At 59.5% G+C, this 24,768-nt stretch carries 28 protein-coding genes; 17 read left to right on the top strand and 11 right to left on the bottom strand.

Going from position 1 to position 24,768, the window contains the following annotated elements:
- Positions 1 to 5 precede the first annotated feature (5 nt).
- The 4 genes from K2Q04_RS03395 (at position 6) to K2Q04_RS03410 (ending at position 4,236) form a co-directional block, all read left to right on the top strand.
- A complete protein-coding gene (locus K2Q04_RS03395; RefSeq protein ID WP_291159227.1) occupies positions 6 to 404 on the top strand; it encodes a proton-translocating transhydrogenase family protein in 399 nt (132 codons plus the stop codon).
- A 68-nt stretch (positions 405 to 472) separates the two neighbouring features.
- The gene (locus K2Q04_RS03400) at positions 473 to 1,891 is read left to right on the top strand and encodes an NAD(P)(+) transhydrogenase (Re/Si-specific) subunit beta (protein ID WP_291159229.1); all 1,419 of its coding nucleotides are present in this window, start codon (positions 473 to 475) and stop codon (positions 1,889 to 1,891) included.
- 125 nt (positions 1,892 to 2,016) lie between these two features.
- Complete coding sequence (locus K2Q04_RS03405) at positions 2,017 to 3,405, top strand: YiiX/YebB-like N1pC/P60 family cysteine hydrolase (RefSeq protein WP_291159232.1); 1,389 nt, start codon at positions 2,017 to 2,019, stop codon at positions 3,403 to 3,405.
- A gap of 12 nt (positions 3,406 to 3,417) precedes the next feature.
- Complete coding sequence (locus K2Q04_RS03410) at positions 3,418 to 4,236, top strand: alpha/beta hydrolase (protein WP_291159241.1); 819 nt, start codon at positions 3,418 to 3,420, stop codon at positions 4,234 to 4,236.
- 75 nt (positions 4,237 to 4,311) lie between these two features.
- On the opposite strand, the gene rpsU is transcribed toward K2Q04_RS03410, so the two are convergent.
- The gene (gene rpsU / locus K2Q04_RS03415) at positions 4,312 to 4,695 is read right to left on the bottom strand and encodes a 30S ribosomal protein S21 (RefSeq protein ID WP_291159243.1); all 384 of its coding nucleotides are present in this window, start codon (positions 4,693 to 4,695) and stop codon (positions 4,312 to 4,314) included.
- Between the two features lie 288 nt (positions 4,696 to 4,983).
- Here rpsU and K2Q04_RS03420 point away from each other — a divergent pair, with 288 nt between their 5' ends.
- Positions 4,984 to 5,538 (top strand): SgcJ/EcaC family oxidoreductase, encoded by a 555-nt coding sequence (locus tag K2Q04_RS03420; protein ID WP_291159246.1) that lies wholly within the window; start codon positions 4,984 to 4,986, stop codon positions 5,536 to 5,538.
- A gap of 38 nt (positions 5,539 to 5,576) precedes the next feature.
- Here the strand turns inward: K2Q04_RS03420 and K2Q04_RS03425 are convergent, their stop codons facing one another.
- A complete protein-coding gene (locus K2Q04_RS03425) occupies positions 5,577 to 6,962 on the bottom strand; it encodes a glycoside hydrolase family 3 N-terminal domain-containing protein (protein WP_291159248.1) in 1,386 nt (461 codons plus the stop codon).
- A gap of 99 nt (positions 6,963 to 7,061) precedes the next feature.
- A complete protein-coding gene (locus K2Q04_RS03430) occupies positions 7,062 to 7,922 on the bottom strand; it encodes a transporter substrate-binding domain-containing protein (protein WP_291159252.1) in 861 nt (286 codons plus the stop codon).
- A gap of 135 nt (positions 7,923 to 8,057) precedes the next feature.
- Between K2Q04_RS03430 and K2Q04_RS03435 the strand changes: the two genes are divergently transcribed.
- Positions 8,058 to 9,575 carry a glycosyltransferase gene (locus tag K2Q04_RS03435; protein WP_291159255.1) on the top strand — a complete coding sequence of 506 codons (1,518 nt, stop codon included), beginning with the start codon at positions 8,058 to 8,060 and terminating at the stop codon, positions 9,573 to 9,575.
- Between the two features lie 36 nt (positions 9,576 to 9,611).
- Here K2Q04_RS03435 and K2Q04_RS03440 read toward each other — a convergent pair whose 3' ends face one another.
- Positions 9,612 to 9,965 carry a DUF3175 domain-containing protein gene (locus K2Q04_RS03440; protein WP_291159258.1) on the bottom strand — a complete coding sequence of 118 codons (354 nt, stop codon included), beginning with the start codon at positions 9,963 to 9,965 and terminating at the stop codon, positions 9,612 to 9,614.
- Between the two features lie 161 nt (positions 9,966 to 10,126).
- Here K2Q04_RS03440 and K2Q04_RS03445 point away from each other — a divergent pair, with 161 nt between their 5' ends.
- Complete coding sequence (locus K2Q04_RS03445; protein ID WP_291159261.1) at positions 10,127 to 11,380, top strand: cyclopropane-fatty-acyl-phospholipid synthase family protein; 1,254 nt, start codon at positions 10,127 to 10,129, stop codon at positions 11,378 to 11,380.
- A gap of 15 nt (positions 11,381 to 11,395) precedes the next feature.
- Here K2Q04_RS03445 and K2Q04_RS03450 read toward each other — a convergent pair whose 3' ends face one another.
- The 4 genes from K2Q04_RS03450 to K2Q04_RS03465 form a co-directional block, all read right to left on the bottom strand.
- Positions 11,396 to 12,133, bottom strand: a complete 738-nt coding sequence (locus tag K2Q04_RS03450; RefSeq protein ID WP_291159264.1) for a lysophospholipid acyltransferase family protein — start codon at positions 12,131 to 12,133, stop codon at positions 11,396 to 11,398.
- Between the two features lie 168 nt (positions 12,134 to 12,301).
- A complete protein-coding gene (locus K2Q04_RS03455; protein WP_291159267.1) occupies positions 12,302 to 12,448 on the bottom strand; it encodes a hypothetical protein in 147 nt (48 codons plus the stop codon).
- A 469-nt stretch (positions 12,449 to 12,917) separates the two neighbouring features.
- Positions 12,918 to 13,142 (bottom strand): hypothetical protein, encoded by a 225-nt coding sequence (locus K2Q04_RS03460; protein WP_291159274.1) that lies wholly within the window; start codon positions 13,140 to 13,142, stop codon positions 12,918 to 12,920.
- A gap of 171 nt (positions 13,143 to 13,313) precedes the next feature.
- Positions 13,314 to 13,508 (bottom strand): hypothetical protein, encoded by a 195-nt coding sequence (locus tag K2Q04_RS03465; RefSeq protein ID WP_291159276.1) that lies wholly within the window; start codon positions 13,506 to 13,508, stop codon positions 13,314 to 13,316.
- A 490-nt stretch (positions 13,509 to 13,998) separates the two neighbouring features.
- Between K2Q04_RS03465 and K2Q04_RS03470 the strand changes: the two genes are divergently transcribed.
- The 3 genes from K2Q04_RS03470 to K2Q04_RS03480 all read left to right on the top strand — a co-directional run bounded on the left by K2Q04_RS03470 (position 13,999) and on the right by K2Q04_RS03480 (position 14,913).
- Positions 13,999 to 14,226 (top strand): hypothetical protein, encoded by a 228-nt coding sequence (locus K2Q04_RS03470; RefSeq protein ID WP_291159279.1) that lies wholly within the window; start codon positions 13,999 to 14,001, stop codon positions 14,224 to 14,226.
- A 16-nt stretch (positions 14,227 to 14,242) separates the two neighbouring features.
- Positions 14,243 to 14,446: a histone deacetylase gene (locus K2Q04_RS03475; protein ID WP_291159282.1), complete on the top strand. Its 204-nt coding sequence runs from the start codon at positions 14,243 to 14,245 to the stop codon at positions 14,444 to 14,446.
- Between the two features lie 176 nt (positions 14,447 to 14,622).
- Positions 14,623 to 14,913, top strand: a complete 291-nt coding sequence (locus K2Q04_RS03480; RefSeq protein WP_291159284.1) for a hypothetical protein — start codon at positions 14,623 to 14,625, stop codon at positions 14,911 to 14,913.
- Here K2Q04_RS03480 and K2Q04_RS03485 read toward each other — a convergent pair.
- Positions 14,910 to 15,107, bottom strand: coding sequence for a hypothetical protein (locus tag K2Q04_RS03485; protein WP_291159287.1), 198 nt, complete (start codon positions 15,105 to 15,107; stop codon positions 14,910 to 14,912). The two genes, K2Q04_RS03480 and K2Q04_RS03485, sit on opposite strands and share 4 nt — an antisense overlap.
- A 118-nt stretch (positions 15,108 to 15,225) precedes the next feature.
- Between K2Q04_RS03485 and K2Q04_RS03490 the strand changes: the two genes are divergently transcribed.
- The gene (locus tag K2Q04_RS03490; protein ID WP_291159290.1) at positions 15,226 to 15,507 is read left to right on the top strand and encodes a hypothetical protein; all 282 of its coding nucleotides are present in this window, start codon (positions 15,226 to 15,228) and stop codon (positions 15,505 to 15,507) included.
- A gap of 495 nt (positions 15,508 to 16,002) precedes the next feature.
- On the opposite strand, the gene K2Q04_RS03495 is transcribed toward K2Q04_RS03490, so the two are convergent.
- Positions 16,003 to 16,452 (bottom strand): hypothetical protein, encoded by a 450-nt coding sequence (locus tag K2Q04_RS03495; RefSeq protein ID WP_291159295.1) that lies wholly within the window; start codon positions 16,450 to 16,452, stop codon positions 16,003 to 16,005.
- A 176-nt stretch (positions 16,453 to 16,628) separates the two neighbouring features.
- Entirely contained in the window at positions 16,629 to 17,552 is a 924-nt protein-coding gene (locus tag K2Q04_RS03500; RefSeq protein ID WP_291159299.1) for a LysR family transcriptional regulator, read from the bottom strand.
- Positions 17,553 to 17,716: 164 nt separating this feature from the next.
- On the opposite strand from K2Q04_RS03500, the gene K2Q04_RS03505 reads away from it, so the two are divergent.
- The 6 genes from K2Q04_RS03505 to K2Q04_RS03530 all read left to right on the top strand — a co-directional run bounded on the left by K2Q04_RS03505 (position 17,717) and on the right by K2Q04_RS03530 (position 24,744).
- Entirely contained in the window at positions 17,717 to 18,778 is a 1,062-nt protein-coding gene (locus K2Q04_RS03505) for an LLM class flavin-dependent oxidoreductase (protein WP_291159303.1), read from the top strand.
- 371 nt (positions 18,779 to 19,149) lie between these two features.
- On the top strand, positions 19,150 to 20,118 hold the full coding sequence (locus tag K2Q04_RS03510; RefSeq protein ID WP_291159305.1) for an ABC transporter substrate-binding protein: 969 nt from the start codon (positions 19,150 to 19,152) through the stop codon (positions 20,116 to 20,118).
- Positions 20,119 to 20,159: 41 nt separating this feature from the next.
- Positions 20,160 to 21,383, top strand: a complete 1,224-nt coding sequence (locus tag K2Q04_RS03515; RefSeq protein WP_291159308.1) for an ATP-binding cassette domain-containing protein — start codon at positions 20,160 to 20,162, stop codon at positions 21,381 to 21,383.
- Positions 21,376 to 23,418, top strand: coding sequence for a proline/glycine betaine ABC transporter permease (locus K2Q04_RS03520; RefSeq protein ID WP_291159311.1), 2,043 nt, complete (start codon positions 21,376 to 21,378; stop codon positions 23,416 to 23,418). Before K2Q04_RS03515 ends, K2Q04_RS03520 begins: the two co-directional genes overlap by 8 nt.
- Positions 23,415 to 24,485 (top strand): flavin reductase family protein, encoded by a 1,071-nt coding sequence (locus K2Q04_RS03525; protein ID WP_291159317.1) that lies wholly within the window; start codon positions 23,415 to 23,417, stop codon positions 24,483 to 24,485. The genes K2Q04_RS03520 and K2Q04_RS03525 overlap by 4 nt, the downstream gene beginning before the upstream one ends.
- Positions 24,472 to 24,744: a 4-oxalocrotonate tautomerase family protein gene (locus K2Q04_RS03530; RefSeq protein WP_291159751.1), complete on the top strand. Its 273-nt coding sequence runs from the start codon at positions 24,472 to 24,474 to the stop codon at positions 24,742 to 24,744. Before K2Q04_RS03525 ends, K2Q04_RS03530 begins: the two co-directional genes overlap by 14 nt.
- The last annotated feature ends 24 nt before the right edge of the window (positions 24,745 to 24,768 follow it).

A 24,768-nucleotide genomic window follows, 5' to 3' on the forward strand; every position in this document is an offset into this window, starting at 1 on the left:
TCGCCATGCGCGTGACGACACCGCTTTTTGCTGCGCTTGCAGTGTTCTTCTTCTCCGCCTCGTCGGCTTTCGCGGCCGAAGGCGCGCCGATCAGCCCTTCCGTCTACGAATTCATGGTCTTCGTGATCGCGGTGTTCGTTGGCTACTACGTCGTCTGGTCGGTTACGCCCGCCCTGCACACGCCGCTGATGAGCGTCACCAACGCGATTTCATCGGTCATCGTGGTTGGCGCGCTTCTCGCGGTCGGCGTTTCGTTGACGTCGTCAGACAGCAGCATCGCCAAGGTGTTCGGCTTCCTCGCGTTGATGATGGCGTCGGTCAACATCTTCGGCGGCTTCCTCGTCACCAACCGCATGCTTGCGATGTACAAGAAAAAGGACGCGCCGGCGAAGAAGGACGGCTGACGCTCACGCTCGACTGGCCAATGAGAACCGCCGAAGACATCAGATAACGGGACCGGGGAAACGATCCAATGTCCGCAAATGTCGCCGCACTGCTCTACCTCGCCGCCGGGGTTCTGTTCATTCTGGCACTCAGAGGGTTGTCGAGCCCGGCAACGTCGCGGAAGGGCAATCTCTACGGCATGATCGGCATGACGATCGCCATCCTGACGACGCTCGGTCTAGCTGAGCCGACCGCGACGTCGTGGATCCTGATCGTTCTCGGGATCGGCATCGGCGGCTTCATCGGCGCCAAGACGGCGCGCGAAATCCCGATGACGATGATGCCCGAACTCGTGGCTGCATTTCACTCGCTCGTCGGCTTGGCGGCGGTGTTCGTGGCGGCAAGCGCGCTCTATGCGCCGTCGGCGTTCAACATTCTCGTCGATCCCTCAGACCCGGCCGCCGGCATCAAGGGAGGCAGCCTGCTCGAGATGTCGCTTGGCGTCGCCATCGGCGCCATCACGTTCACGGGCTCGGTGATTGCCTTTTCGAAACTCTCGGGGCGGATGTCCGGCAAGCCGATCCTGCTGCCGATGCGGCATGTCATCAACGCTGGTCTCGGCCTGCTTCTGATTTTCGTGATCTACAGCTTCATCGTGTCCGCCGGTTCGGCGTGGCTGTTCTGGCTGGTCGTTGTCCTGGCCCTCCTGCTCGGCGTGTTGATCATCATTCCGATCGGCGGCGCGGACATGCCGGTCGTCGTGTCGATGCTGAACTCGTATTCGGGCTGGGCGGCCGCCGGCATCGGCTTCACGCTCGGCAATGTCGCGTTGATCATCACCGGCGCGCTCGTGGGATCGTCGGGCGCCATTCTTTCCTACATCATGTGCAAGGCCATGAACCGGCAATTCCTGTCCGTCATCGCGGGCGGGTTCGGCGGTGAGACGGTTGCAGCCGCTGGGGGCGGGGGCGAACAAAAGCCCGTGAAGCTCGGGTCGGCGGAAGACGCGGCTTACGTCATGAAGAACGCGTCCAAGGTCATCATCGTGCCCGGGTACGGCATGGCCGTGGCGCAGGCGCAGCACGCGCTTCGCGAGATGGGCGACGCGCTCAAGAAGGCCGGCGTCGAGGTGAAATACGCTATTCACCCGGTTGCGGGTCGTATGCCGGGGCACATGAACGTGCTGCTGGCGGAAGCCAACGTCCCCTATGACGAGGTTTTCGAGCTCGAGGACATCAACAGCGAGTTCGCACAGGCCGATGCCGTGTACGTCATCGGCGCCAACGACGTCGTCAACCCGGCGGCCGAAGACGACAAGTCGTCGCCCATTTACGGTATGCCCGTGCTCCAGGTCTGGAAGGCGGGGACGGTATTCTTCAATAAGCGCTCGCTGGCTTCCGGCTATGCGGGCATCGACAACCCGGTATTTTACCGCGACAACACCGTCATGGTTTTGGGCGACGCCAAGAAAATGACGGAAGAGATCGTTAAGGCTCTGGCGGAGTAAAGATCCCGGCGGGCTCAGGGGCAGATCGGCAACATGCGTTTGCCGATCGAGCGGTTGCCCGGCAGCGCCGGATTTGGTCTGCTATAGCTTCTGCATCAGTTGAATGCAGGTTTGAGGGTATTTCCGTGTTGGCTCCCGTGGCGTCGGCGTCTTTCGAAAAAGATATCGAGCACATCGAAATCCTTGCGGCGACGCCGGTCACGAGTGCGGACCTCTTGGCGCGCAATCTCCAGTATATCTACGAGCGCGCGGCCAAAGCGCGTTTTGACGATTACGAGGTTGCGGAGATCGCGAAGCACGCGCAGGGCCTGATGTACCGGCTGTTCGATCTTCGGGTCGGCCTGCGCAATCATCTCGAGCACTACGAAATGCTTGGGCTGATGACTCCTGACGTGACGCAGGGCTTTCGCGACGTGTTTCGCGTGCTCCGCTATGTCTCGGACATGCTCGGCGAGATCACCACCGGGCATCCGCGCGCGGGCGAGGGCGGTTATCTGCTGCGCGGGTTCACCGGCTCGGACAACAACACGCTCGTGAACTATCCGTTCTACCGGAGCGGCACCGCACAGCACTTCCGGTCGGGTGACGTCATTCTGGTTCGCGGCACGGCTCACAACAGTGCTGCTATCGCGCGGATCGGCGATGTCGACAGCCAGTTCAGCCACATCGGCATCGTGTACATCGATCCGGCCGGCGATCACTGGATGGTCGAGAGCCTGATAGAAGACGGTGCGGTCATCAATCCGCTGGCGAAAGCGCTCGATCACAACATCGTCCGGGCGGTGCTCTATCGCAATCGCGATGCGGACCTTGCGGCGCGAGCCGCCAAATGCATCTTCGATTATGTCGCCGCGTCGCGTGCGAAGGGCGGCAAACGCATTCTCTACGATTTTTCGATGCGGACCGACGACACGCGCAACCTGTTCTGCTCGAAGCTCGTCAGGCTTGCCTATGAGCAAGGCAGCTTCGGGATGTTCAAACTGCCGACTTATCCGACGAAGATCGCGCGGAAAAACAGAGATTTTCTCGACCGCGTCGGCGTTGCCACGGATTTGACGTTCGCACCCGCCGACATCGATATGGAATCGGGTTTCGACCTCGTCGCGGAATGGCAGGACTACCGCGAGACCGCGGGCATCCGCCTCCAAGATTTCACGATGGACAAGCTGTTCGAATGGATGGAGCGCTTCAACTACCGGTTCGAAGAGACGGCTGCGATCAAGCTCGTCTCGGTGCTCGGGCGGTTCGCCTCGCATTTTTCGGAGGGCGCAAAGGACGTTCTTTCCTCGGTATTTCCGCGCGTTCCCATCAATATGCCGAGGAAGACCGTGGCCGTCGTCGCGATGCTGCACAAGACGGCAGAGCCCATCTATCACGAACTGCTGAAACTCAATCAGGATGCGGTCGCCGATACCGGCGTGCCGCTGCACGGGCTTGACGTTATGGCGGCGCTCGAAAGAATTCGAGAGCGGGAGGGCAACAGGATTGGCTACCTTGTCCGGCGCGGTCGCTAGAACAAGCTCGTTATGCTTCTGATACTTAAAGTCGTCGTCGCGACTGCCGCGGCTATTTACGCGGCAGCTGTGGGAGTCATGTACATCGCTCAGCGCCAGTTCATCTATTTCCCCGATCCGGCGCGGACGACGCCGGCGGCTGCGAGCCTGCCGCATGTATCGGAGCGGATACTTTCGACGCCGGACGGCGAAAAGATCGTCGCCTGGTATGGCAAGGCGAAGCCCGGTCAACCGACCATTCTCTATTTCCACGGCAACGGCGGCGCGCTGGAACTGAGGCGCGAAACCATTCGCCGGTATCTCGAGCGCGGACGCGGGATGTTCATGATGGCGTACCGCGGCTACAGCGGGTCAACGGGCTCGCCCTCGGAGGCTGCCAACGTCGCCGATGCGAAGCTTGCCTATGACACCCTGGTCAAAGAGGGCATCAGTCCCGACGACATCATTCTTTACGGAGAGTCGCTCGGCAGCGGCGTCGCTATCCAGGTCGCACGCGAGCACAAAGTGGCGGGGGTGATTTTGGACAGCCCCTATACGTCAATCGTGGAACTTGCTGCGATGTATTATCCGTGGCTGCCGGTCCGCTGGCTGCTGAAGGATCGCTACGACTCGATTGGCCACATCCGCGACGTTCGCGCGCCGCTGTTCATCCTGCATGGCGAAGCCGATGACGTCGTGCCGGTAGAGATGGGGAAGCGGCTATTCCAGGCTGCCAATGAACCCAAAGAGATCAGGACCATACCGGGAGGCGGACACGTCATTCATGACGGGCCGTCGTTCGGCATCGTCGATCACTGGATCAGCAGGCTGCGTGCCGGGCGGTCGCAATAGAACGGACGCACCGGAAAAACGAAAAGGCCCGCGAAAATCGCGAGCCTTTGAATATCTGAATAGCTTTGCCGAAGCTTAGAAGCCGCTTCCGCCAGCGCCACCTGCGCCGCCGCCGCTGCGGAAACCGCCGCCACCAAAGCCGCCACCGCTGTTGCCGCCGAAGCCGCCGCCGGCACCACCGCCTGCGCCGCCACGACCGCCTGCCGGGCCGCCTTTGCCACCGGGACCGCCACGGGCCACAGCCGGCTTGCTCGGAAGGAGGCCTTCGCGCTGGAGCTTCTTACGAGCGAGTTTACGGGCCCGGCGGATCGCCTCGGCCTTCTCACGTGCTCTTTTTTCAGAGGGCTTTTCAAAATGGCCGCGAAGTTTCATCTCGCGGAAGACGCCCTCGCGCTGCAATTTTTTCTTTAGCGCCTTGAGAGCCTGGTCAACGTTATTGTCGCGAACGAGAACCTGCAAGCGGTTGTATCCTCTAATGAATCCTGATTGTCGGGATGCACAAAAACACCGACGCCGGTGGTTTTGCCGCCGGGGCCCGCGCTTCATTTCTGGCGCCTTGTAGCAAACGCAACGATGCTTGGCAATCGGCTCTGCGCGGGCCTTCGACAGGTGTTTGTTTGTCGCGTGCGGATTTTTTGATTGTCGCGTGCGACTCCCCTGCGGGGAGCCGGCCGCACGCGACGGAGGCCAGGTTCATCTTTGGGCGGGAATCGTCAAAAATCCGGGAGGCTCGGAGGAATCGAAGGCATGAACGGATCCTTAATCGTCAGGTGCGTGCTCAAATCGCTGGCTTTTGTTTCGATCGCAAGCATCGCGGCGGCCGCCACGTGCATCCATGCGGCGCCTGTGCAGGCGGATGCGGCGTGCAGAAAGCTGTCGGACGTCGAGATCGTCCAACTCCTCAATCGGTGGAGGGCGGAATTTGCGAGCGGCGATCCGGCGCGGCTTTCGGCGCTTTATGCGGAAGATGCGGTGCTGACCACGAGCAAGGGCAATCTTCAGAACGGCGCTGAGGCGATCCGCTCGTACTACAAGGATCTGCTCGCCAAGCATCCGATGATTTCAATCAAGCCTTCTTTTCTGACGTCGGACTGCGGTGTCGCGACGGTCAGCGGTCCGGTCGTCTACAGGCTAGGCGGCGAGCGGAAGGGAACCCGCACATTGCTTGGCGGAAATTATTCGATGGAGTACGCGCTTCGCGGCGACCGTTGGTCGATCGTGCGCCATTTCCTCGCTGCAGATCCGAGAAGCGCGGCCAATCCGGCAGGCAGTGGGGCGAGCAATACGTCGCCGCCGCTTTAGCTCAGCTCATAAGCGGATTGGACGCGGCAGGTTCGGCCTCACGGCGAGATTGAGGGGCCGAGCTGTTCGGCCTGAACCGGCGTCGAGGGTGGAATTTCGCGGTCATCGATGAAGACGTATCGCTTCAGCCGTTCTTGAAATTCCGCTTCGCGTGCGTGGGCCATCTCGCCCTTGGTGTCGGCCTCGATCAATGCCGACATGAGGATGTCGAAGTGCGCATCGAGCGCGCAGAGGAGGATCAAGTCGACCCCGGCGTTGACGGCTTTCACCGCGGCGCCGCCAAGTCCGTCTTTCGAACCCGTCACCGCGCCCATGCTGAAATCGTCGGTGATCAGCAGTCCATCGTTTTCGAAGCGCGGTCTCATCACCGTGTTGATCACGGCATCGGAGAAGGACGCGGGCGTCTCCTTGTCGATGGCGTCGACGCGCACGTGGCCGACCATGGTCGCGATGCCAGGCTGGGTCATGACGCGGCGGAACGGCAGCCAGTCACTCAGCTCGAGCTGACTTTCCTTTGCGGTGAGTTCGCCGGACGCGACGTGCGTGTCGCGCGCCACCCGGCCGAGGCCGGGGAAATGCTTGAGCGTGCAGATGATGTTGAATTTCGTCAGGGTATCGCAGTACCAGCCGGCGACCTTGGCGACGAGATAGGGGTCGCCGTCGATGGCGCGCCAGAAGATGCGTGTTTCACCATAGTCACGGGAGGCCTGGCCGAGCCGCAGATCGACAACGGGGCCGAAATTCATCGTTATGCCGAGGCGGTCGAGTTCGCGAGCTTGCGTTTCCGCATATTCGCGAACGGCCTTTTCGCGTTCGCTATCGGTCTTGAGTTTGGCGATGATCATTCCGAGTGTGGGCTGCCATTTGAGCGGCGGCGACAACCGCGAAACGTAACCGCCTTCCTGGTCGGCTGCCACGATGAGACGCGGCATACCCTGGGCTCTGCGGATGTCCTGCAGATCCTGGATATCTTTGGCCACATCGGCGGCCTTGCGGCCGCGTACGTTGTGATCGGTGATGAAGATGCCGGAGATGGCTTTTTTCTCGACGAGAGGTTTGACCTCAGAGAAGCTCGCGAAACCCACGACGAGGCGGCTGCCGAGCCGTTCGAGGCGCGCAGGATCGGATGCCAAGATCTCAGCTCTCGTCAGGAGCTTCTGCGGCCGCCTGGTCGCGGCATCGGCTGTTGCCTGGGCTGCCCGTGCTGCCGCGGCCCGCGCTTTGGCGGCAATAGCAGCACGCCTCGCCAAGCGGTTTCGATAGAGGCGGGCGGCCTTATATTTTGCGCGCGCCGATCTCGCAGAATATTTACGCGCGCCCGATTTTGAATACCCGGCATGGGCCTCGCCGCCGCCTTCAATCGGCGCGAGAAGCGCGACCGACAGGAACGCAAGAACAACGGCCCGGGCGATGGTTTTAAACATGCTCGACAAAGGTTCGCGGTTTTGAGACCCGTCCGCTGGGAGAATGCAAAAGTATTAGGCTTGCTTTTGCGCGACGCCCAGCTTCGACGACTATTAATCTCAATAAATTCTGACGGGAAAGTAGCGTTGAACGAGTTCTTCAAACCGCCCCGATGCCCTCACTCGCTCCAGAGCTTTGTTCAGCAGGAGCCTAATGCCAGGATCGGTTTTCGGAACGGCAATTGCGATGCCGTCGCCGAAGAACTTCGGTTCCAAGAAGGGGCCGCCCCGCATTTCGCAACACTGGCGCGATAACGTTCCGTTCAGCCAAAAGGCGAGGGATATGCCATCGTCGAAAATGAAGTCGGCTTTGCCGGCGGCTAATGCCTCGCGGGCCAGGTCGGCGTTTTCGTATATCGCGAGGGGGCTATCGCGGAAGAAGGCCTTAAGGAAGGCCTCGTGTGCGGTGCCGCGCGCAACGGCGATGCGCTTTCCATCGAGGCCGCTCGGTGTCATTTCGACTTGGGGCTGCTCCCTGCGTCCGGCGAACCGCCCGGGGGTGTGGAAGTAGCGATCCGTGAAGTCGACGTCTTTGAGCGCTGCGCCCGTCACCTTGTGAGCGGCGATGACGGCGTCGGCTTCGCCGTTCTTCAGGCCCGCGAAAAGATCTTCCCAAGGACGGGCCTTGATATCGCAGGACGTGCCGAGTTCCAGGCAAATGGCGCGTGCGAGATCGACGTTGAACCCGACCAGCACTCCGTCCTCATCATAGAAGTTGAAGGGCGGGAAATCGCTGTCGGTCAGAAACCGAATGACGACCCGGCGCGTGGGTGCGGCGTCCGTCGCGGTTTCCGTGGCCGCTGCTGCAACTCGTATCGGTCCCGCATTTTCCGAGAAGGCCGACACGGCACAGCCGAGCGCCAATGTCACGAAAACGGTGAAGGCAAGGAGGGCGTTCTGGACTCGTCGATGCATCTTCATCCGCTCTTATTGCTCCCCTCGCGGACAGATCGCAAATCCGCGCGTCTTCCAGCTTTCAAATCTGCACACCTTGAGCATATACTTTGTCACTGGCTGGGCGAGGGCGGTCGCCGTGGGGGGCCAACCAGGGGCTGAATGTTTGGGGCTCGGTCAAAAACGCCGACTGCGCGTGCCGTACGTACGTCGCGCGCTGTTGTCCGCGGACTCGGTTCGTCGCACTTGCAGTTTCAACGCGATATTGGGCAACTTGACCGCGCGGTCAACGACTTGCGGCGGCGGGCGCCGGACTTTTCCGCCGCTTCTCCACTCCTTGCTTGGCAGCGTGCCTTCCTCTTCTTGGCGCTGTCGGCGCTGACGGCCGGGCTGATCCTGCTCAGCGATTTCGGCCTCGTTCTCTGGTCGCTGACCATCACGTTGCCGTTCTTCATGATCTCCGCGGTTCGGCTGGTCGCGTTTTGGCAGGCGTGGAGGAACCCGAAGGGACGACCGGAACGGCGGTCTTTCGACCGGCGGTTCGACAGCCGGTTGCCGACGTTCTCCGTGCTCATCCCGCTCTACCGGGAGGTTGCCGTGGTGCCGGGCTTGCTCGATGCGCTCGCGCGTCTCGATTATCCGAGCGAACTCCTCGAAATACTTTTCATCACCGAGGCGGACGATCACGCGACGCGGCGGGCGATCGCGAGCGCCGGGCTTTATCCGAACATGAGAACGGTAACGGTTCCGCAGGGCCAGCCTAAAACGAAGCCCAGGGCGCTGAACTACGCGTTGCAGGATGCGCGGGGCGCGCTCGTGGTGGTCTTCGATGCCGAGGACGTTCCGGACGCTGATCAGCTTCGCCGCGCGGCTCATGCCTTCATCGAAGGCGGACCGCGTCTTGCGTGCGTGCAAGCGCGGCTGTCAGTTTCGAATATCGACGAGTCCTTTTTCAGCCGGCAGTTCGCGCTCGAGTACGCGGCGCTCTTCAGAGGGCTGCTTCCGGCGTTGGATTATCTCAGGTGGCCCATTCCGCTCGGCGGAACTTCAAATCATTTCCGGCGCGACGTTCTTCTCAAATGCGGCGGATGGGATCCATTCAACGTCACCGAGGATGCGGATCTCGGAATTCGACTGGCTCGCCTCGGGTACGAAGTGTCTCTCGTCGACTCGGAGACGATGGAAGAGGCGCCGACGACGTGGCGTGCGTGGCTCGGTCAGCGTACGCGCTGGATCAAGGGCTGGATGCAGACGTATCTCGTTCACATGCGCCGCCCCTCCCGGCTTTGGCGCGATCTCGGTCCGTGGAAGTTTGCGGGCTTTCAGGTGACGATTTGCGCCATGCTCGTCTCGATGCTCTGCCATCCGTGGTTCTATGTTCTGGCCGCGATCTACACCGTGTTGGGAATCGGGGTTCTGCCCGAGAGCGATTTTCTGCTTTGGCTGTGCGGAGCGAACCTTGCGACGGGTTATCTTTCCGCCGCATCGCTCATCGCGATTACATCCGCCGGGTCGGGTAAGTTGCGACGTCTCTTCTCCGTCTTCTTTCTGCCGGTCTATTGGCTCGCGATTTCATTTGCCGCTTATCGCGCGGTTCTCGATTTGATGCTTCGACCTTTCTATTGGGAGAAGACCACGCACGGCGTCAGCCGGGTTCGGCCCCCCGGCAAGCGCGTTTAGTGCACAAGCAAAGTCATTATTGATTATTTCGTCTTGTTATTTCGTCCGGCCAAATGCCTTGCGCAATTCGTCTTTGGCGCGATCCAACGTCTGCCGGCGTTTGGCGGTCAGGTTTTTGCCGGCACGATTAATATAAAAGTTGAGCATCGACATCGCCGATTGAAACGGCGTCGTTTTCCGCCGGTGGCTGTGTTCGGCCGAACGCTTCAGCGATTGGGCGATTTCCGCCGGTTTGCGCGCAAACACGTGGTTTTCGAGATCGAGTGCATCGCTGTGCTCGGTGACCTCCGCGGACCAGAGGTGTTTCGGCCGGCTCTGTCTGTCGCTCTTGTGCTCCGCTTTCCGGCGATTGGTTTGCGGCTGCTTGGGTTTTTTTTCGCGCTGGGGCAAACTATAATCCTTTAGACGGATTTTACTGCGTTGATCCAATGCACGTGAAAAACCGAAGTTAGTCGCCTAAGTTCCTAATGCCGGAGAGCCTTTCGCGAGGAACCAAAGGGTCTTTCCGGTCGTTGTTTTTGTCGTTTGTGCGCAAACTAGCGGCCCGGCCGATGAAACGTGCGTTGCAATCGCTTGTGCGCCAATGCGTCCGTCAGGGCTCGTTGACGTTGGAATTTCCCGGAGGCGACCGCGTCTCGGCCGGTGACGGTACGGGCCTGCCTCTCAATGTGCGCTTGACGGATTCAAAAGCGGCTTTGAAACTTTTCCTTCATCCAGAGATGGCGCTCGGCGAGCTTTTCACCGATGGCCGATTGGAAGTCTCGGGCGGCTCCGTTTACGATTTGCTCGACCTCTTGGGGCGCAACCTTCACAGCCTGACGCCGCCGCAGTTCGGACACGTCCGCAATGTCTTGCGCACGACGTTCGGGCGGTGGACTCGGCGAAACTCCGAAAAATTGGCGCGCGCCAACGTCCATTACCATTACGACATCGACGATCGAATCTATGAATTGTTTCTCGACTCCGACCGGCAATATTCGTGTGCTTATTTCGAGGCTCCGGGGCAGAGCTTGGATGCCGCCCAACTCGCCAAGAAGCGGCACATAGCAGCAAAGCTTCTCATTCCGCCTGGAGGAGCCAAGATACTCGATATCGGCAGCGGGTGGGGTGGGTTGGCGCTTTATCTTGCCGACATCGACGGCGCGGACGTCACCGGTTTGACGCTATCGCCCGAGCAGCTGAAAGTTGCGGAACGGCGGGGCAGGGAGCGAGGCCTCAGCTCCAGGGTTCACTTCCGATTGGAAGATTACCGGGAGCTTCACGAGTCATTCGACCGGATCGTCTCCGTCGGCATGTTCGAGCATGTCGGTCCCAAGGACTACGACATTTACTTCGATACCGTCAGGCGGAGCCTCAATGATAATGGCGTGGCTCTACTGCATTCGATAGGACGGATCGACGGCCGCGGCGCGATCAACCCGTGGTTCGCGAAGTATATCTTCCCCGGCAGCTACCTCCCGTCGCTTGCCGAGGTTCTTCCGTCCATCGAAAGATCGGGTCTCATCGTCACCGATATCGAGATCCTCCGGCTTCACTACGCCGATACGCTGGCCGCCTGGCGAAGCCGGTTCATGGCGAGACGCGCAGAAGCCGCCGCCGTGCTCGACGAACGTTTCTGCAGGATGTGGGAATACTATCTGGCGGCGGCGGAAGCCGGCTTCCGGTACGGCGGCCTTGTGGTCTTTCAGATACAGCTTGCGAAGACGATTGATGCCGTTCCGCGTATCCGCAATTACATGGCGGCCGAAGAGGAAAGGTTGCGCCGACGCGAAGAGGACATGGGCCGAAGCGTGGCAGCGGAGTGACTTCGCGGTGCCGGTTCAGCCGTTACGACTCGAAGTCCTACCTGATGGCTCCACATCCATCGTCGGCTCGGCCGCCTGAGCGATTTCATACGCCCTGCTCGTCACCGCGTTGAGAGACTTCTCAACTTCGCGCCGCTTGCGTTCGATTTCGTTTTCATCGGCATCAGGTGCGACGAAAATCGGATCGCCGGCGACGAGGGCGAGTTTGGAGAACGGGAGATTGATTGTCATCCGGCTCCAGGAATTCAGCACGATAAATCTCGAGGTGGCGGCGGCGACGGGAATGATCGGCCGTCCTGAGAGGCGGGCCAAAGTAACGATGCCATTACCAGCATGGCGCGGCCGGGATGGGGGAACGTCAGCCGTCATCGCGACGATCGTCCCCTCTTCGAGTGCCCGCACTGCCGCTCGCAGCGCGTACGCGCCGCCGCGATCCCTCTTTCGGTCACCAGCACCGGCGCCGCGAATTGCCGAGATCCCGAACTTGCTCAAGAAATGCGCCACGATCTCACCGTCGCCGTGACGCGAGACCATAGCTGCTACGGCGTATTCGCGCGTGTTGAGGTCGGCAAGCATCATGAATTGCCCGTGCCACATCGCCATGATGAAGGGCACTTCAGCGCGCAGATCGTCGAAAAAAGTGGAGGGCTGGTAGACGGGTCGCGAAGTCTTTTTAACTGCGTTGATCAATCCGGCTACGATGCGGCCCGCGATCCCCGCCAGAATCTTATTTTTTTTCGATAGGCGGGCCATTTCGTTTTAACCAGCGAGCTGCGTTAAGAGATTTGACTGCTCATAGACTAGCCTAGCGGCCAGCCAAAGGTAGCGAAATCATGCTGGGACGCAATTGTCCCTCATCTGGCAACAGTCGCAAGTGGCGGGATAAAACTTTCGCGCAACAATGCTCAGTTCGACAACGCTTCAACCGAGCATTTCGAGGGCGAGGCTGATGATTCCTGCGAGCGTCGTTGCTGCTACGACGCAGAGCAGAGTTATGAATACATGGTATCCGTCGGAGCCTTGATCGTTGACCTCGTCGAACCGGATTTTTCCTGCATGCTTCGACATACTGAAACTCAAAGAAGTTGCGACCTCGTAACGAGCTCGGCGACATAAAGCTCCCGTTGCCTAGATTCAAGTTGGTGCGACCGAATTGCCCGAGAAGGTGCGGCACTTATCCACGCACTGAGCATGTTCGTAACGGCCCGCTTGCGAGCCTGTTTCGTGATCGGCGCGTAACCAATCTCACGATGACGTTCATCCCAAATTCAGAAGCAAAATCAGAAGAAAAGCAGGCGCGGCATGGAGTTCAACATGCTCGCGCGCAGCATTTTACGGGGTGACATAATGGAAAGATTTCGCGTGGTCGTGTGGTGTCAGTCATGCAACGGCGACGAGGAGGGATGCTTCGGCGGAGGGACTGGATTGCTCGATGGCGCCTTCGAGTCGTGGGAGGATGCGGACAAGGCCGGTGTTCGCTACTGCGCCAAGCTGCCGTACCAATATCGCATCGTACACACCGGATCGTTGCAGGTTTCTACGCCCGCATCAGATTACTTTGCTGGCTCAACGCCTCTTTGAGCGTTTGCTGGGCCATCTGCAATTTGCGGATCATATCTTCGTAATCAACCGCAGACTCGAGCGCTTCGGCGATAAGATAGTCGGCCTGCTCGAGTTTGGCTTCGAGACGCGCAATGCGGGACCGCGCCTCGAAAAGTTCGGCTGGCTGGTTATTGCTTACCGCCATGCTTTCGTAGGTCATCGCCTGCTCCCGGTCGCACATTCTGGCGCACGTTCGTTGGGCAACGCGTCAGGGATACAAGGGTTCCTCGCGCGCTGGATAAGTCCGTAGCCGCGGAATACAGCGGATCAGATCCTTGGTGGGCGGTCCCAACGAACCGCCACGCCTGCGAGGTATTCGTGGCGGACCTTATCAAGCTGCTTGGTTCATCATAGCGGCGCGAAATTTCGATATGTCGCGCTCGCCTCGATCGGCAATGGCGCAGAGACGCTGAACGACGTCATCCGTCGAAAGTTCAGGGCGGTGGTTTCGCGCCTCGGTGAGAATTTCATTGATGATGTGCGCGAGCTTTTTCAACTCGTCGGAGCTGTAACAGGTATTCTGCATGTCGTTCCTTAGCCAACGGAATGCCGGCTCGGCCGCACCGAGCCGGCACCCTAACGAGCGGGGCTGGCGCCTCGCTCCAGAGCCAAAAACGCGTTTGATGACCGGTGGTTCCCGCATGCGCGTTTTCGCGCGCTGAGTGGCTGTCCGACTGCATCGGCTGTGGCCACAGCAGCGCAGCACCAAGGTATCGCGCAGGTTGGGCTTGACCATCCGTACCCAAATCAGATTGCTTGTTGGATGCCGACAGCAGCGTATGTGCTGAGTAGTTGTTGCCCATGAATCTACATGGCAATCTCTACCCCGAGGTTTGATCGGCAGCTGACAGAACCGCGCCGTCCCCAAATGGTTTTGTCCATGAGCGATAAGCTCAAAGAAGAGAGCGGCTTAAATGTCCGCTCTCTTTTTCTTTATGCGGATCATATGGGTGCCGCCGAGGAACCTCGTTCAATCGGCGCCGTTATTCTCCCGAGGAACCTTGGAGGATAACGCCATGGCGTTAGACCAAAACCGCGATTTTATAGATGTCGCAGACGAAGCCATCGCGCGGCGCGAAGCGCGACGCGTGATCCTCGTCGGCGTCCTTGCCTTGTTGGTTCTGGGTGTCGTGCTTTTCTCGGTGCTGATGTATGGCCGCATCCTTACCGATGACGCGGGCATTGTTTCGGCAATCCCAGCTGCGTCGGTCGCGCTTGGCAGACCGGCGCGTAGCCAGCATTAACCGAGGAGATCGGGTCATGGCTTTGTGGAGCGAAGGCCGAGGGTTGGATGAAGTTGTTCGCAAAACCGACAACACGTTGAACGTTCTTGTCGTGCTGCTCTTGGTGGCGTTCGCGTTGGCGGCGGCAAGTTACTATTATGGTCAGATGAATCCCAGGGTCGCGCCCGCGGCTCACTCAGATGCGGGTCATCCCTCTACAGCGACGCAACCGCATCCTTGACGCGATATGCACGCCAAAAAATCAGCTTCCTATCGGCGCTTCACGACGCCTCCAGTGTTGGGGAATGCGGCGGGTCCGTGAACGGATGTTCAGCTTAAATACATTCTCGTAAGCGCACATATTCTGCGAATTTTCCCATTAGAGGTTTCCTTGTTTCTAAGCAATGGAGACACCCAATGAGAAAAGTCGTGTTCGGATTTATTGCAGTAAGCAGCACCTTGATCGCGACGTCGGCGTTGGCGGAGCCAGCTTTCACGACGAGGGCGCCGGGCGCTCAATCCATGGTCCAAAAAGCCGACTACTACCGCTGGCACCGTTGGCACCGTGGCCCGCGTTTCTATGGTGCTCCAGGATGGGGCTATGGCTATGGATACGGCGGCTGCTACGGCGTTCGCCATCTGTGTGCCGATCGTTGGGGTTGGGGCGGCCCCGGATTCCGGCGTTGCATGTGGCGTCACGGCTGCTAACGGCAGTCCGGAAAATTCAATTTCGAGGCCGGGAGCTTTTCCTCCCGGCCTTTTTTGATGCCGCCAGCTGATGTTTTTGCGATATCGCGTGCAAGACAAAGACCTGCTCCAGTTGCTTTTTGATGCGAACGATCGAGCACCTCTTCGGCAATCGAAATACAATTGGTTTTTCGTTGATTTATTGCGTGCGTCATGGACAGCGGCCCAAAGGTGAGCGCCGGTGAACCTAATGTTCAGCTCGAGGATCAGTTTTTGATCCTCGTTTTGAAGTGCCGTTAGAGTCTCTTTGCTTCCAAGCAAAGGAGAGGCGCAATGAAAAAAATCGTGTTCGGGTTTCTTGCATTCAGCAGCAGCGTGATCGCGACGGCTGTAATCGCCGCGCCAAAAATTCCAACCGCGCCGGCTGCTCAAACGATGGTTCAGCAGGCTCAAAAATTCGGTTGGCCCGACCGTCCGGGTGGTCCGGGACCTGAGCCTGGACCGGGATGGGCCGCGGGCAGCGTTTGCGACAGCATACAACAAATGTGTGCCGCGCAATCGACCGCTGGCGGCCAGTCGTACACCGCCTGCGTAGCGTCGCATGGCTGCCTGTAGTCGGCGTATCGACAACTGAATTTCGGGGCCGGGAGGGTTCGCCTTTCCGGCCCTTTCGGTTGATTGCTGCAGACGACTCTTGGGCGAATTCTGGTTCAATCAATGTATGTGGCTACGGGGCTGCTGATCGGGGCCAGCTGAAGGCGTGTTTCGCGGCCGGCCGACGTCTTCCCGGCCGTTTCGTTCGGGGAAACTTGTGACGTGCGATCCGTTAGCTGATGATATGCGCGACGTCAGGTGCCGAGAAAACGCGAGGGAGCGGATAAATTATCTTGTCCCGCGAGACGCTTCGATGTTTCGCGCGAGCATGTGATAGAAGCGATCGGGGTTACGTTGGAGGGGTAGCTGCCATGCTTGAGGATATCAAGATGGTTTTGGCACTGGGCGTGCCGCTTGTTTTAGGGATCTATTTGATTTCTCTTCTACGGCACGGCACGGCTCGGTGAGAAGGAAGCGAAAGGCCAAATAGCCGACAGGCCTTTCGCTCCGTGTGCCCTACTCTTTTTTCTGGGTGGTCAGCTCGTTCCACTTGTCTCCGAGCTGTTTCTTCAGATCGTCGACCTTTTTGGAGGCTTCGTCTTTCTTGGCTGTGAAGGCGGCGCGAGCGGCGGTGTAGTCCGCGTTCGGAAGTTCGAACTCAGTCATGAACGGGCAACCACCGTGACTGAGGTTCGGCGCAGCGAACCGGACGCGAGTCGTCTCCGGAGCGGTACCCGGACCGACCTTCATGATGACCGCATCCTTTTCCAGACGGCACTTGTCGCCTTTCGCAAGTTTCTTCATGTCGACGGTGACGAACTTGCCGCCTTCGTTGAGCAAGGTGACATCCATTGCGCTCGGCAGAAACGCCAATTCGATGCCGCTATCCGCGTCGGCTGCGTGCGCCGAGAACGGAATTGCCGCAGCGGCAACGGCGATCAGAATTTGCTTGGTAAGAATTTTCATGGAAGGCGATCCTCTATGTCGTTTAACAGCGCCAGACGGTGATGCGCTGAAGCGAGTGCTTTGGGCATTTTCATATGTCGAGAATATGTACGCTCATGCCGCGTCCGAAAAATATTATCACGTCGGGGGATAACTCTCCGCCGGGCCGTTGCAATTTCGGCAGGCGGACGCCGCTGTCAAGTGAGCGTGCCGGCCTTCTGGTCGAAGCCCGCACGCGCCCGCGCTGCCGAAGACGAAATTGTTCCCAACTCGATTGGTTCCGGACGGTTGATGGCTGAGATGAAATTGTCGACGAAAGTCCGCCGGTCTCCGGCTTCGAGCAGGGCAGCGTCGAAGACGGCGTAGATGCCGACGTCGAACACGGGCGCGCGAGGAACAGGATGGAGCCGCCCCGGCAAAGCGTTGATCCAACGGCGAGGCAAATAGGCTGAACCGCCAACACGCAAAATATATTCTAGTGCCGCACCGCCATCGCTGAAAGTTACGATCGGCGTGTCGTCGACGGGGTAGGCACGAAAAACCTCATCGCTGAATTTGCGCCCCCAATCGATGTATACGTATTTCGGGTCCCATCGCACGAGTTCTCGCCGGATCGTGGCAGCGAGCACGAGTTCATCCGTCAGCAGCCTAGTGGCCGACCAGCCGGCTTTCAGCGCCGGTTCATGGAAAATTGCGACGTCGACTTCGCCGGCATTCAGCTTGGCGGCTGTTGTCGCCGGATCGGCGACGATTGCGTTGATCGCGACGGTCGGCTCCTGACGTTGAAAGGACGCGAGGTAGGAGGCCATCAAATCCCCCCAAATAACGGGCGATGCGGCGATCGTCAGAATGCCGTTGAAGCCTTTTGGCAGAGCTATTTCGCGACGCGCCTTGTGCCAGTTGCGCACGACGGACTGGGCATAGGGCAGGAACACGCTTCCTGCCTGGGTCAGGGTCACGCTCGTGCGCGAACGGCGAAATAGGCGTTGGCCGAGACTGTCTTCGAGCATTTGGATGCGGGCGCTGACGGTCGATGGCGTGACGCAAAGCACTTCCGATGCGCGAAAGAAATTCCCAGCTTCGGCGATCTTTACGAACGTCTCGAGGGCTTCGATCTGCATTCCCGCGATCCTTGAGGCAGCAGCCGTTGCCCACGATTGGGTGTTGCACTGCGATATCGACAGTTCGACAAAGCCGAATGATTTATATCAATAAAATCGCTTTATCGATCTTTCAAGCCTTCATAACGTTCGTTGCATGATCGCTTGCAGGGTTGGATAAGTGGATGCGCTTCAACTACTTCCTCACGACTTTCCTTCCCCGAAAAGACTACGGCGGCGATCGCCTGTATCGGGAAGTGATTGAGCAAGCCGTCCATGCCGATGCCCTTGGCTTCGATGCGGTTTCGATCCCCGAGCACCACCTCATCAACCTTCTGATCATCCCGTCGCCACTCCAGATGGCGACCAAAATCGCGACGTTGACGCGAAACGTCGACGTCGTCATTTCGATCTCGGTTCTGCCGATCCGCGACATGCGCGTGTTTGCCGGTGAGGTCGTTCAGGCGGACATTCTTTGCGATAACCGCTTGGTACTGGGCGTTGGACGTGGCGCGTTCGCGGCGGAGCTCGCCGGCCTTGGTGTGCCTCTCGCGGAGACACCGCAAAGGTTCACTGAGTCGCTATCGGTTCTCGAGGCGTTGCTGACGCGCGAAAACGTCTCTTGGGACGGGGATTACTACAAGTTCGACGGGATAACCGTGATGCCGCGCCCGGAGCGGCCGGTCCCGATCATGATCGCTACGATAACGCCCGATGCGATTTATAACTACGCCAAGCGCGGGTACGATATCCAGACGACGCCGCTCAACTCGTCGTTCGACGTGCTTCTCGATCAGGTCAATGCCTTCAGGAAGGGCAGGAGCGAAGCGCCGGCGAGTGTGCGTGCGCCGAAGCTGTCGCTGCAGCGAGTCATTTATCTGGCTCGCGATGACGCTGAAGCCCAACGTATCGGGCACTCCGTCTACGATTATTATAAGCGTTTCGACAACCTCTTCACCGGGCCGGGTGTCCTCCGCGACGGCATGGTCGAACCGTTGCCTCGCAAGCAGCAGTTCGAGGAGATGATGGACAATCTCCTGATCTGTACGAAATCGCGCATGCTTGAAAATTTGTCGAAGTACGCCGAAGCAGGCATCGACGAAGTCATCATGAGCTCAGGCTTTGGTCTGCCGCAAGCGGAGATGCTCGACATGATGGAACGCTTCGCGACGGAAATCATGCCTCACTTCAAGTCGGCGAAACCAGCACGACTGGATGCGACCGTCTCATCGGCACACATCGGATAAATCACTCATGTCGCAACGAATAAAACTCTACCCGTAGGTCTAGCTCCATAAGGTAACGCATTGGCAACCGCAGCGCCTCAACGCAAACTCGTCGTCATCCGTGCGTGCTCTCGTCGCCGCGCGGTACCGGCAATGCCGTCGGCTGCGGACGAAAGAATTCGGGTGATCGAGTTTCATTCGGTGGATGGCGGCGCTGTGCTGCTCATGCCCGCCACTCTCGCCGAGCCATTCCAATCCCTGCAAAACGATTGGGATTTTTCAGCCGAGCGCGAACTCCTTCTAGATTCTAGCCGCGTTCTTGCGGACAGTGCAAAAGCGGTTCTTGCCCGGAACTGTACGACCCTTCAACGTCAAGCCCAAATGGAGCGGACATGATCAGGAAGTTCACGCGTGCCCTTGCGATAGTGACTGCGGCGTCCGGGTTCGCGGCGGCCGCCTCTGCCGGCGATTGGAAGCCAGAGTCGGCCGATCCCATTAAACTTACAATCAACGAATGGACCGGCCAGACGATCACCACGCACATCGCGGGGAAGATCCTGAAAAACATGGGCTACAACGTCGAGTATGTCGTGGCCGGCTATTTCCCGCAAATGACGGCGTTGCAAGATGGCAGCGTCACCGCGGCGCTCGAGATCTGGACGACGAATATCGGCGATGCCTACGACAAGGCGATCGCAACGAAGAATGTCGTCGATGTGGGCGGCCTTGGCATCAAGCCCGTCGAGACCTGGTTCTATCCCGCTTATATGGAAGAGACGTGCCCGGGCTTGCCTGATTGGAAGGCACTCAAGAATTGCTCGGCGGTCTTTGCGACCCCTGATACAGCGCCGGACGGCCGGTTTCTCGATTATCCCGCCGATTGGGGTACGACGAACAAGGACAGAATAAAAGCACTCGACCTGCCCTTCGTTGCAATTCCGGCCGGTAGCGAAGGCGCGATCGTCGCCGAGATCAAATCGGCATTCGCCAAGAAAACGCCGCTGCTCGTGATGTGGTACAAGCCCCACTGGGTCTACGGCAAATACGATCTTCGCCAAGTCGAGTTGCCGCCCTATCAGGATGGATGCTTCGACAAACCTGAGATCGGCCTCAATCCGAATGCGACCTACGACTGCGACTTCGTTCGTGGGGACGTGAGAAAGGTCGCCTGGGTCGGAATGGCCGAGAAGTGGCCTGCCGCGGTGAAGCTCATTTCGTCTCTGCATATCACGAACGACGAGCAGATCGAGATGATAACCAAGATCGATGAAGGCGGCGCCTCCCTCGACGCCGTCACGACCGATTGGCTAGCGGCAAACGAAAAAACCTGGAAGGGTTGGGTCGCCGACGCGGAGAAGTAGTGTCGGGCGGCAACGGCGTCATCCGGCTTCGAGGGTTAGCAATGAAGTTAATTGCAACATGGAAAGCAGCCTTATCGGCCACCATTCCCGTTGCCGGAGGACCGATGTTCGCCTTGGCCGAAGGTTCCGCAGGCGTGGATTCTGCCCGCGGACGATTCACTGACTTGAAAGCGGCGCAGAGCAGTGTTCCTGCGCCGCAAGAAAACCGGCCGGCGAAAACGGGGCCAATTCTTTCCTGCCGCGATCTTTGGAAAGTCTATGGCGGCGACGCGCGGCGGGTTCGCGCGATCCTCGCGGAAGGGTCTTCGCGCGACGAGAAGATTGCGCGCCTCATCGCCGAGGGGGCCAATCCCTCGGTCGCCGGCGTCAGCCTCGATGTTCGGAACGGCGAGATCCTCATGGTCATGGGGCTCTCCGGTTCCGGAAAGTCGACGATGGTGCGCTGTCTGTCGCGTCTGATCGAGCCCGAGGCGGGAGAAGTCCGCTTCGAAGGACTTGATCTTCTGCAGGCGAAGCCGGCCGACCTGACTGAAATCCGTCGCCGAAAAATCGGCATGGTCTTTCAGAACTTCGGCTTGATGGGCCATCTGACGGCTATCAATAACGTAGCGTTTCCATTGCGCGTTCAAGGCTTGGCCCTTGCCGACCGGCTGGCGAAGGCGCGCAGCATGCTCGAACTCGTCGGGCTGGCGGGACGTGAGGACTGCTTTCCGCATCTACTATCAGGCGGTCAACAGCAGCGCGTCGGTATCGCGCGGTCGCTGATCACCGATCCCGATCTGTGGTTTCTGGACGAGCCCTTCAGCGCACTCGATCCGCTCATTCGCAAGCAGATGCAGGACGAGTTCCTTCGGCTGCAGGCTAAGCTTCACAAGACGATCATCTTCGTTACGCACGACTTCCTCGAGGCTGCGAGGCTTGGCGACCGCATTGCCATCATGAAGGATGGCAAAATCGTTCAGATCGGCTCGGTACTCGATTTTCTTCTGAACCCTGCGGACGACTATGTCCGCAGTTTTGTCGCCGACGTGCCGGCGCTCCGCGTCGTCAAGGCGGGTCAAATTGCGGTGCCGGTGAAAGAGGCGTTCACCTCGCAAGGCGATCCGGTGGTCAATGCAGAAGAGTCGATCGAGTCGACCCTCAAATGCTTCTTGGGCGGTGCGCAGCGGGTCGCCGTGCGCAAGGCCGACGGGACCATCACCGGCATAATCGATCACAACCTCATAAAGTCCTTCCTGGGGCGAACGAACAGCGGTCATGCTTGAGGCGTTTCCAAATCGCCAGTCTGCGACGGCGCTCGGGTGCTTCGCGGCGCTCGCGCTCGCAGTTCTTGCGGTGATGTTCGGACGCGAGCTCTCCTGGCTCGGACAGGTTCCTGCATCGTTCAGCTTGCCGGTCTCGAATTGGACCAACGCCGCCATTACCGGATTCAGCACCGAGTTTCGCGAACTGTTTCGCATCGTCGGTGACGCGCTCAATTGGCAGCTGAAGACGTTGCAGTCGGTGCTCCTCGATATACCGTGGAGCGTGATGGTCGTCGTTCTGACGCTCGGCGCACTCCGGATTGCCGGACCGGGGCTCGCTGCGCTCACGGCTGCGACCTGCCTCTACATCGTATTTGCCGGGTACTGGAAGGAAAGCATCGCCACGCTCACGCTGGTGTCTCTGGGATTGCCGCTTGCCTGCATTTTCGGAGCGGCTCTCGGCATTCTCGCGCATTCGAACAGATACGTGGCGGCAGCGGTCGACGCCGTGCTCGATGTCATGCAGACCGTTCCGGCGTTCGCCTATCTCACGCCATTGATCGTGCTCTTCGGCTTCGGGCCGGTGGCCGGGCTTGTCGCGAGCGTTCTCTTCGCGCTTCCTCCGATGACCCGCAACGTGAAGGTGGGGCTGGATCAGACGCCGCGCGAGACGATCGAAGCCGCCGAGATTGCGGGCTGCAGCAGGCTTCAGATGTTTGCGCTGGTGCGCCTTGGGGCGGCGACGCGCCAGATTCTTATGGGCCTCAATCAAACCATCATGGCGACGCTCAGCATGGTGATCTTTGCCGCCGTCATCGGCGGTTTCGAGGACATCGGCTGGGAGGTTCTGCGGGCGGCTCGCCGCGCTGAATTCGGCAACGGCATTATCGCGGGACTGGTCGTTACGCTGCTCGCAATTCTGCTCGATCGGGTCAGCGAGGCGGCATTCGTGCGCGAGCGGCAGCCGCGTGGCAAACTATCTGCGACGAGCTTCTGGGGATTGACGTTACTCGCCGGTGCCGTCGTCTGGGTCGCCATCGCGCCGCTGTTGCCGTCGCTCGCACAGCTCTCGATGCGCCCCTATATGGCTCCCCTTCTCAATGACACCCTGATGTCCGTGAGCGTCTATCTTTCGACAGTCACGGCAACTCTGAAAAGCGTCATCACAACCTACTTTCTCCTGCCGCTGCGCATCGGATTGATGCGGACGCTGACGCCTGCGATTTGGGGTTTCGAAATGAGCCCTGCGCTGATGGCCATCTACGTCGCGGTCTTCTGCGGTTCGGCGTTGGTTTTGGTTTTCCGTCAGCAGGTCGGCGTCGCTCTCGGTGTGCTGTTCACGGGGCTTCTGCTTTATACGGGCTTCTCCGGAATGCCGTGGCTACCGCTGATAGCGGGGCTGACGCTGGTCGGCTGGTGGCTCGGCGGCATTCGTCTCGCTGCGATAACCGCCGGCGGATTGTTGGCGATAGCGGTCAGCGGGTTTTGGCCGTCGACGATGTTCTCAGCTTATCTGATGGCAGCGTCGATCATCACAGCGATCGTCCTCGGCGGTCTGCTTGGCGTGCTCGCAGCCGAATACGAGCCGGTGTCTCGCACGATGCGGCCGGTGAACGATTTCCTGCAAACCATACCGCCGTTCGTCATCCTCATTCCGCTGATCTTTTTTTTCCAGGTCGGCGATTTCTCGAGTTATCTCGCGATCGTCGCCTACGCGATCGTGCCGATGGCGCGATACACGGAACAGGGATTGCGGCACGTGCCGGCGACGCAGATCGATGCGGGCCGCCTTGCCGGCTGCACCCCGCTGCAAATGCTCTTCCTCGTGAAATTTCCGGCCGCGAGGAGCGATATCATCCTCGGGCTCAACCAGACGATCATGGCGGCTCTCGCGATGCTGGCGGTCGCCGCGCTCGTCGGCTCACGCGGTCTTGGCCAGGACGTCTACATCGCGCTCAGCAAGGCAGATTCGGGGATGGGGCTGCTCGCGGGTTTAAGCATCGCGATGCTTGCGATGATATCGGATCGCTTCATGCGGCGGATGGCGGTGCAATGACGGGAAGCATGCAGCAGCCTCTACAGGATGGCGTGGTTCATCGCGCGGATTGGGTAGATGCCGAGATTTGCGATCGCCGGCAGTTTCGCGATCTGCTTGGCTGCTTCATGACCGGGATCACCGTCGTCGCGACGCGCGACGCGCAGGGCGAACTCCGCGCCTTTACCGCAAATTCATTTACTTCCGTTTCGCTCGATCCGCCGCTCGTGCTCGTCTGCATCGCGAAAACGGCTTCGAGCTTGGATACGTTCACGCGCGCGGATACCTACAGCATCAACATCCTCGGTGATTGGCAGCGCGATCTCGCGAGCGCTTTCGCGTCGCGCGGGCCTGCCAAAATCGAAGCTCTGGGTAATCTCAGCGCGGGCGATCCTCCCGTGCTTGAACAAAGTCTGGCTACGTTGTGCTGCACCTCGGAGCAGCGCGTCGAAGCGGGTGATCACATCGTTCTCATCAGCCGGGTCCGCAGCTTCAAAGCCGGTGCCGGGCAGCCGCTCGGTTATTTCAGGGGCGGGTACGTGGCCTTTGGGCTTGCAGAGCAATCGCTTGAAAAATTGGGAGTGCCGCTGCTCGTCGGCGGTCTTCTGGCGAATGACGGCCGTATCGTTCTCTGCAGGCGTCCGGGGTCTTCGGAATTGGAGATCCCGCTGGCGCCGCTGCGTCCCGGCGAGCGCCATAGCAGCGTCATTCGCGATCTCTTCCTGCGCCTTGGCATAGAGGCTACTCCACTCTTTCCCTATTCCGTCTTTCAGGAGCAGGGGCAACCTCAAACGACGATGATCTTTACGGTCGAAGCGACGTCGCCTGTTCAGTGCGGAACGCTCGCCGACGGTACGGTGATCGCCGCATTCGGAGAGGCCGACGAACCGTGGAAGCTCGTCAAGGGCGGCATGATTGAAGGCATGCTGAGGCGGTTCTTTCGCGAGCAGGCCGCCGGTAACTTCGGTCTTTATTGCGATACTGCGGATGGCGGCCGCATCGCTCCCATCGGCAACAGCGCCCAGCATTGGAGCGAGTGGGAGCCCGGTCAAGTGACCTCGCAATCGTCCTCCGCTGCGCAAAAGTAGCACGCAATTCGAACGTCATAACGACAGGAGACTACGCATGCCCATTATCCGAGTTGAAATGTTCAAAGGGCGGACACCCGAACAGAAGCAGCGCCTGGTAAAGGCGTTCACTGACACCGTCACCGACGTCTGCGGATTGAAGCCGCAAGCGGTGCAGGTGATTTTCCAAGACATGGACCCCGGCGATTATGGCGTCTCCGGCGAGCTCTTCTCGCTGCGTGCTCCCGCGCCTGCGGCGACGCCCGCAAAGTCCGGTTGAGAGCCGCAACGCAGAACATCGACA

Source organism: Hyphomicrobium sp., assembly GCF_019753045.1.
Taxonomy (GTDB): Bacteria; Pseudomonadota; Alphaproteobacteria; order Rhizobiales; family Hyphomicrobiaceae; genus Hyphomicrobium_B.

Excerpts from the sequence above, each read along its gene's own strand:
- K2Q04_RS03395 (WP_291159227.1), top strand. The coding sequence starts at position 6 with ATGCGCGTGACGACACCGCTTTTTGCTGCGCTTGCAGTGTTCTTCTTC.
- K2Q04_RS03400 (WP_291159229.1), top strand. The coding sequence starts at position 473 with ATGTCCGCAAATGTCGCCGCACTGCTCTACCTCGCCGCCGGGGTTCTG.
- K2Q04_RS03410 (WP_291159241.1), top strand. The coding sequence starts at position 3,418 with ATGCTTCTGATACTTAAAGTCGTCGTCGCGACTGCCGCGGCTATTTAC.
- K2Q04_RS03420 (WP_291159246.1), top strand. The coding sequence starts at position 4,984 with ATGAACGGATCCTTAATCGTCAGGTGCGTGCTCAAATCGCTGGCTTTT.
- K2Q04_RS03425 (WP_291159248.1), bottom strand. The coding sequence starts at position 6,962 with ATGTTTAAAACCATCGCCCGGGCCGTTGTTCTTGCGTTCCTGTCGGTC.
- K2Q04_RS03430 (WP_291159252.1), bottom strand. The coding sequence starts at position 7,922 with ATGAAGATGCATCGACGAGTCCAGAACGCCCTCCTTGCCTTCACCGTT.
- K2Q04_RS03435 (WP_291159255.1), top strand. The coding sequence starts at position 8,058 with ATGTTTGGGGCTCGGTCAAAAACGCCGACTGCGCGTGCCGTACGTACG.
- K2Q04_RS03445 (WP_291159261.1), top strand. The coding sequence starts at position 10,127 with ATGAAACGTGCGTTGCAATCGCTTGTGCGCCAATGCGTCCGTCAGGGC.
- K2Q04_RS03450 (WP_291159264.1), bottom strand. The coding sequence starts at position 12,133 with ATGGCCCGCCTATCGAAAAAAAATAAGATTCTGGCGGGGATCGCGGGC.
- K2Q04_RS03455 (WP_291159267.1), bottom strand. The coding sequence starts at position 12,448 with ATGTCGAAGCATGCAGGAAAAATCCGGTTCGACGAGGTCAACGATCAA.
- K2Q04_RS03460 (WP_291159274.1), bottom strand. The coding sequence starts at position 13,142 with ATGACCTACGAAAGCATGGCGGTAAGCAATAACCAGCCAGCCGAACTT.
- K2Q04_RS03465 (WP_291159276.1), bottom strand. The coding sequence starts at position 13,508 with ATGCAGAATACCTGTTACAGCTCCGACGAGTTGAAAAAGCTCGCGCAC.
- K2Q04_RS03470 (WP_291159279.1), top strand. The coding sequence starts at position 13,999 with ATGGCGTTAGACCAAAACCGCGATTTTATAGATGTCGCAGACGAAGCC.
- K2Q04_RS03475 (WP_291159282.1), top strand. The coding sequence starts at position 14,243 with ATGGCTTTGTGGAGCGAAGGCCGAGGGTTGGATGAAGTTGTTCGCAAA.
- K2Q04_RS03480 (WP_291159284.1), top strand. The coding sequence starts at position 14,623 with ATGAGAAAAGTCGTGTTCGGATTTATTGCAGTAAGCAGCACCTTGATC.
- K2Q04_RS03485 (WP_291159287.1), bottom strand. The coding sequence starts at position 15,107 with ATGACGCACGCAATAAATCAACGAAAAACCAATTGTATTTCGATTGCC.
- K2Q04_RS03490 (WP_291159290.1), top strand. The coding sequence starts at position 15,226 with ATGAAAAAAATCGTGTTCGGGTTTCTTGCATTCAGCAGCAGCGTGATC.
- K2Q04_RS03495 (WP_291159295.1), bottom strand. The coding sequence starts at position 16,452 with ATGAAAATTCTTACCAAGCAAATTCTGATCGCCGTTGCCGCTGCGGCA.
- K2Q04_RS03500 (WP_291159299.1), bottom strand. The coding sequence starts at position 17,552 with ATGCAGATCGAAGCCCTCGAGACGTTCGTAAAGATCGCCGAAGCTGGG.
- K2Q04_RS03505 (WP_291159303.1), top strand. The coding sequence starts at position 17,717 with ATGCGCTTCAACTACTTCCTCACGACTTTCCTTCCCCGAAAAGACTAC.
- K2Q04_RS03510 (WP_291159305.1), top strand. The coding sequence starts at position 19,150 with ATGATCAGGAAGTTCACGCGTGCCCTTGCGATAGTGACTGCGGCGTCC.
- K2Q04_RS03515 (WP_291159308.1), top strand. The coding sequence starts at position 20,160 with ATGAAGTTAATTGCAACATGGAAAGCAGCCTTATCGGCCACCATTCCC.
- K2Q04_RS03520 (WP_291159311.1), top strand. The coding sequence starts at position 21,376 with ATGCTTGAGGCGTTTCCAAATCGCCAGTCTGCGACGGCGCTCGGGTGC.
- K2Q04_RS03525 (WP_291159317.1), top strand. The coding sequence starts at position 23,415 with ATGACGGGAAGCATGCAGCAGCCTCTACAGGATGGCGTGGTTCATCGC.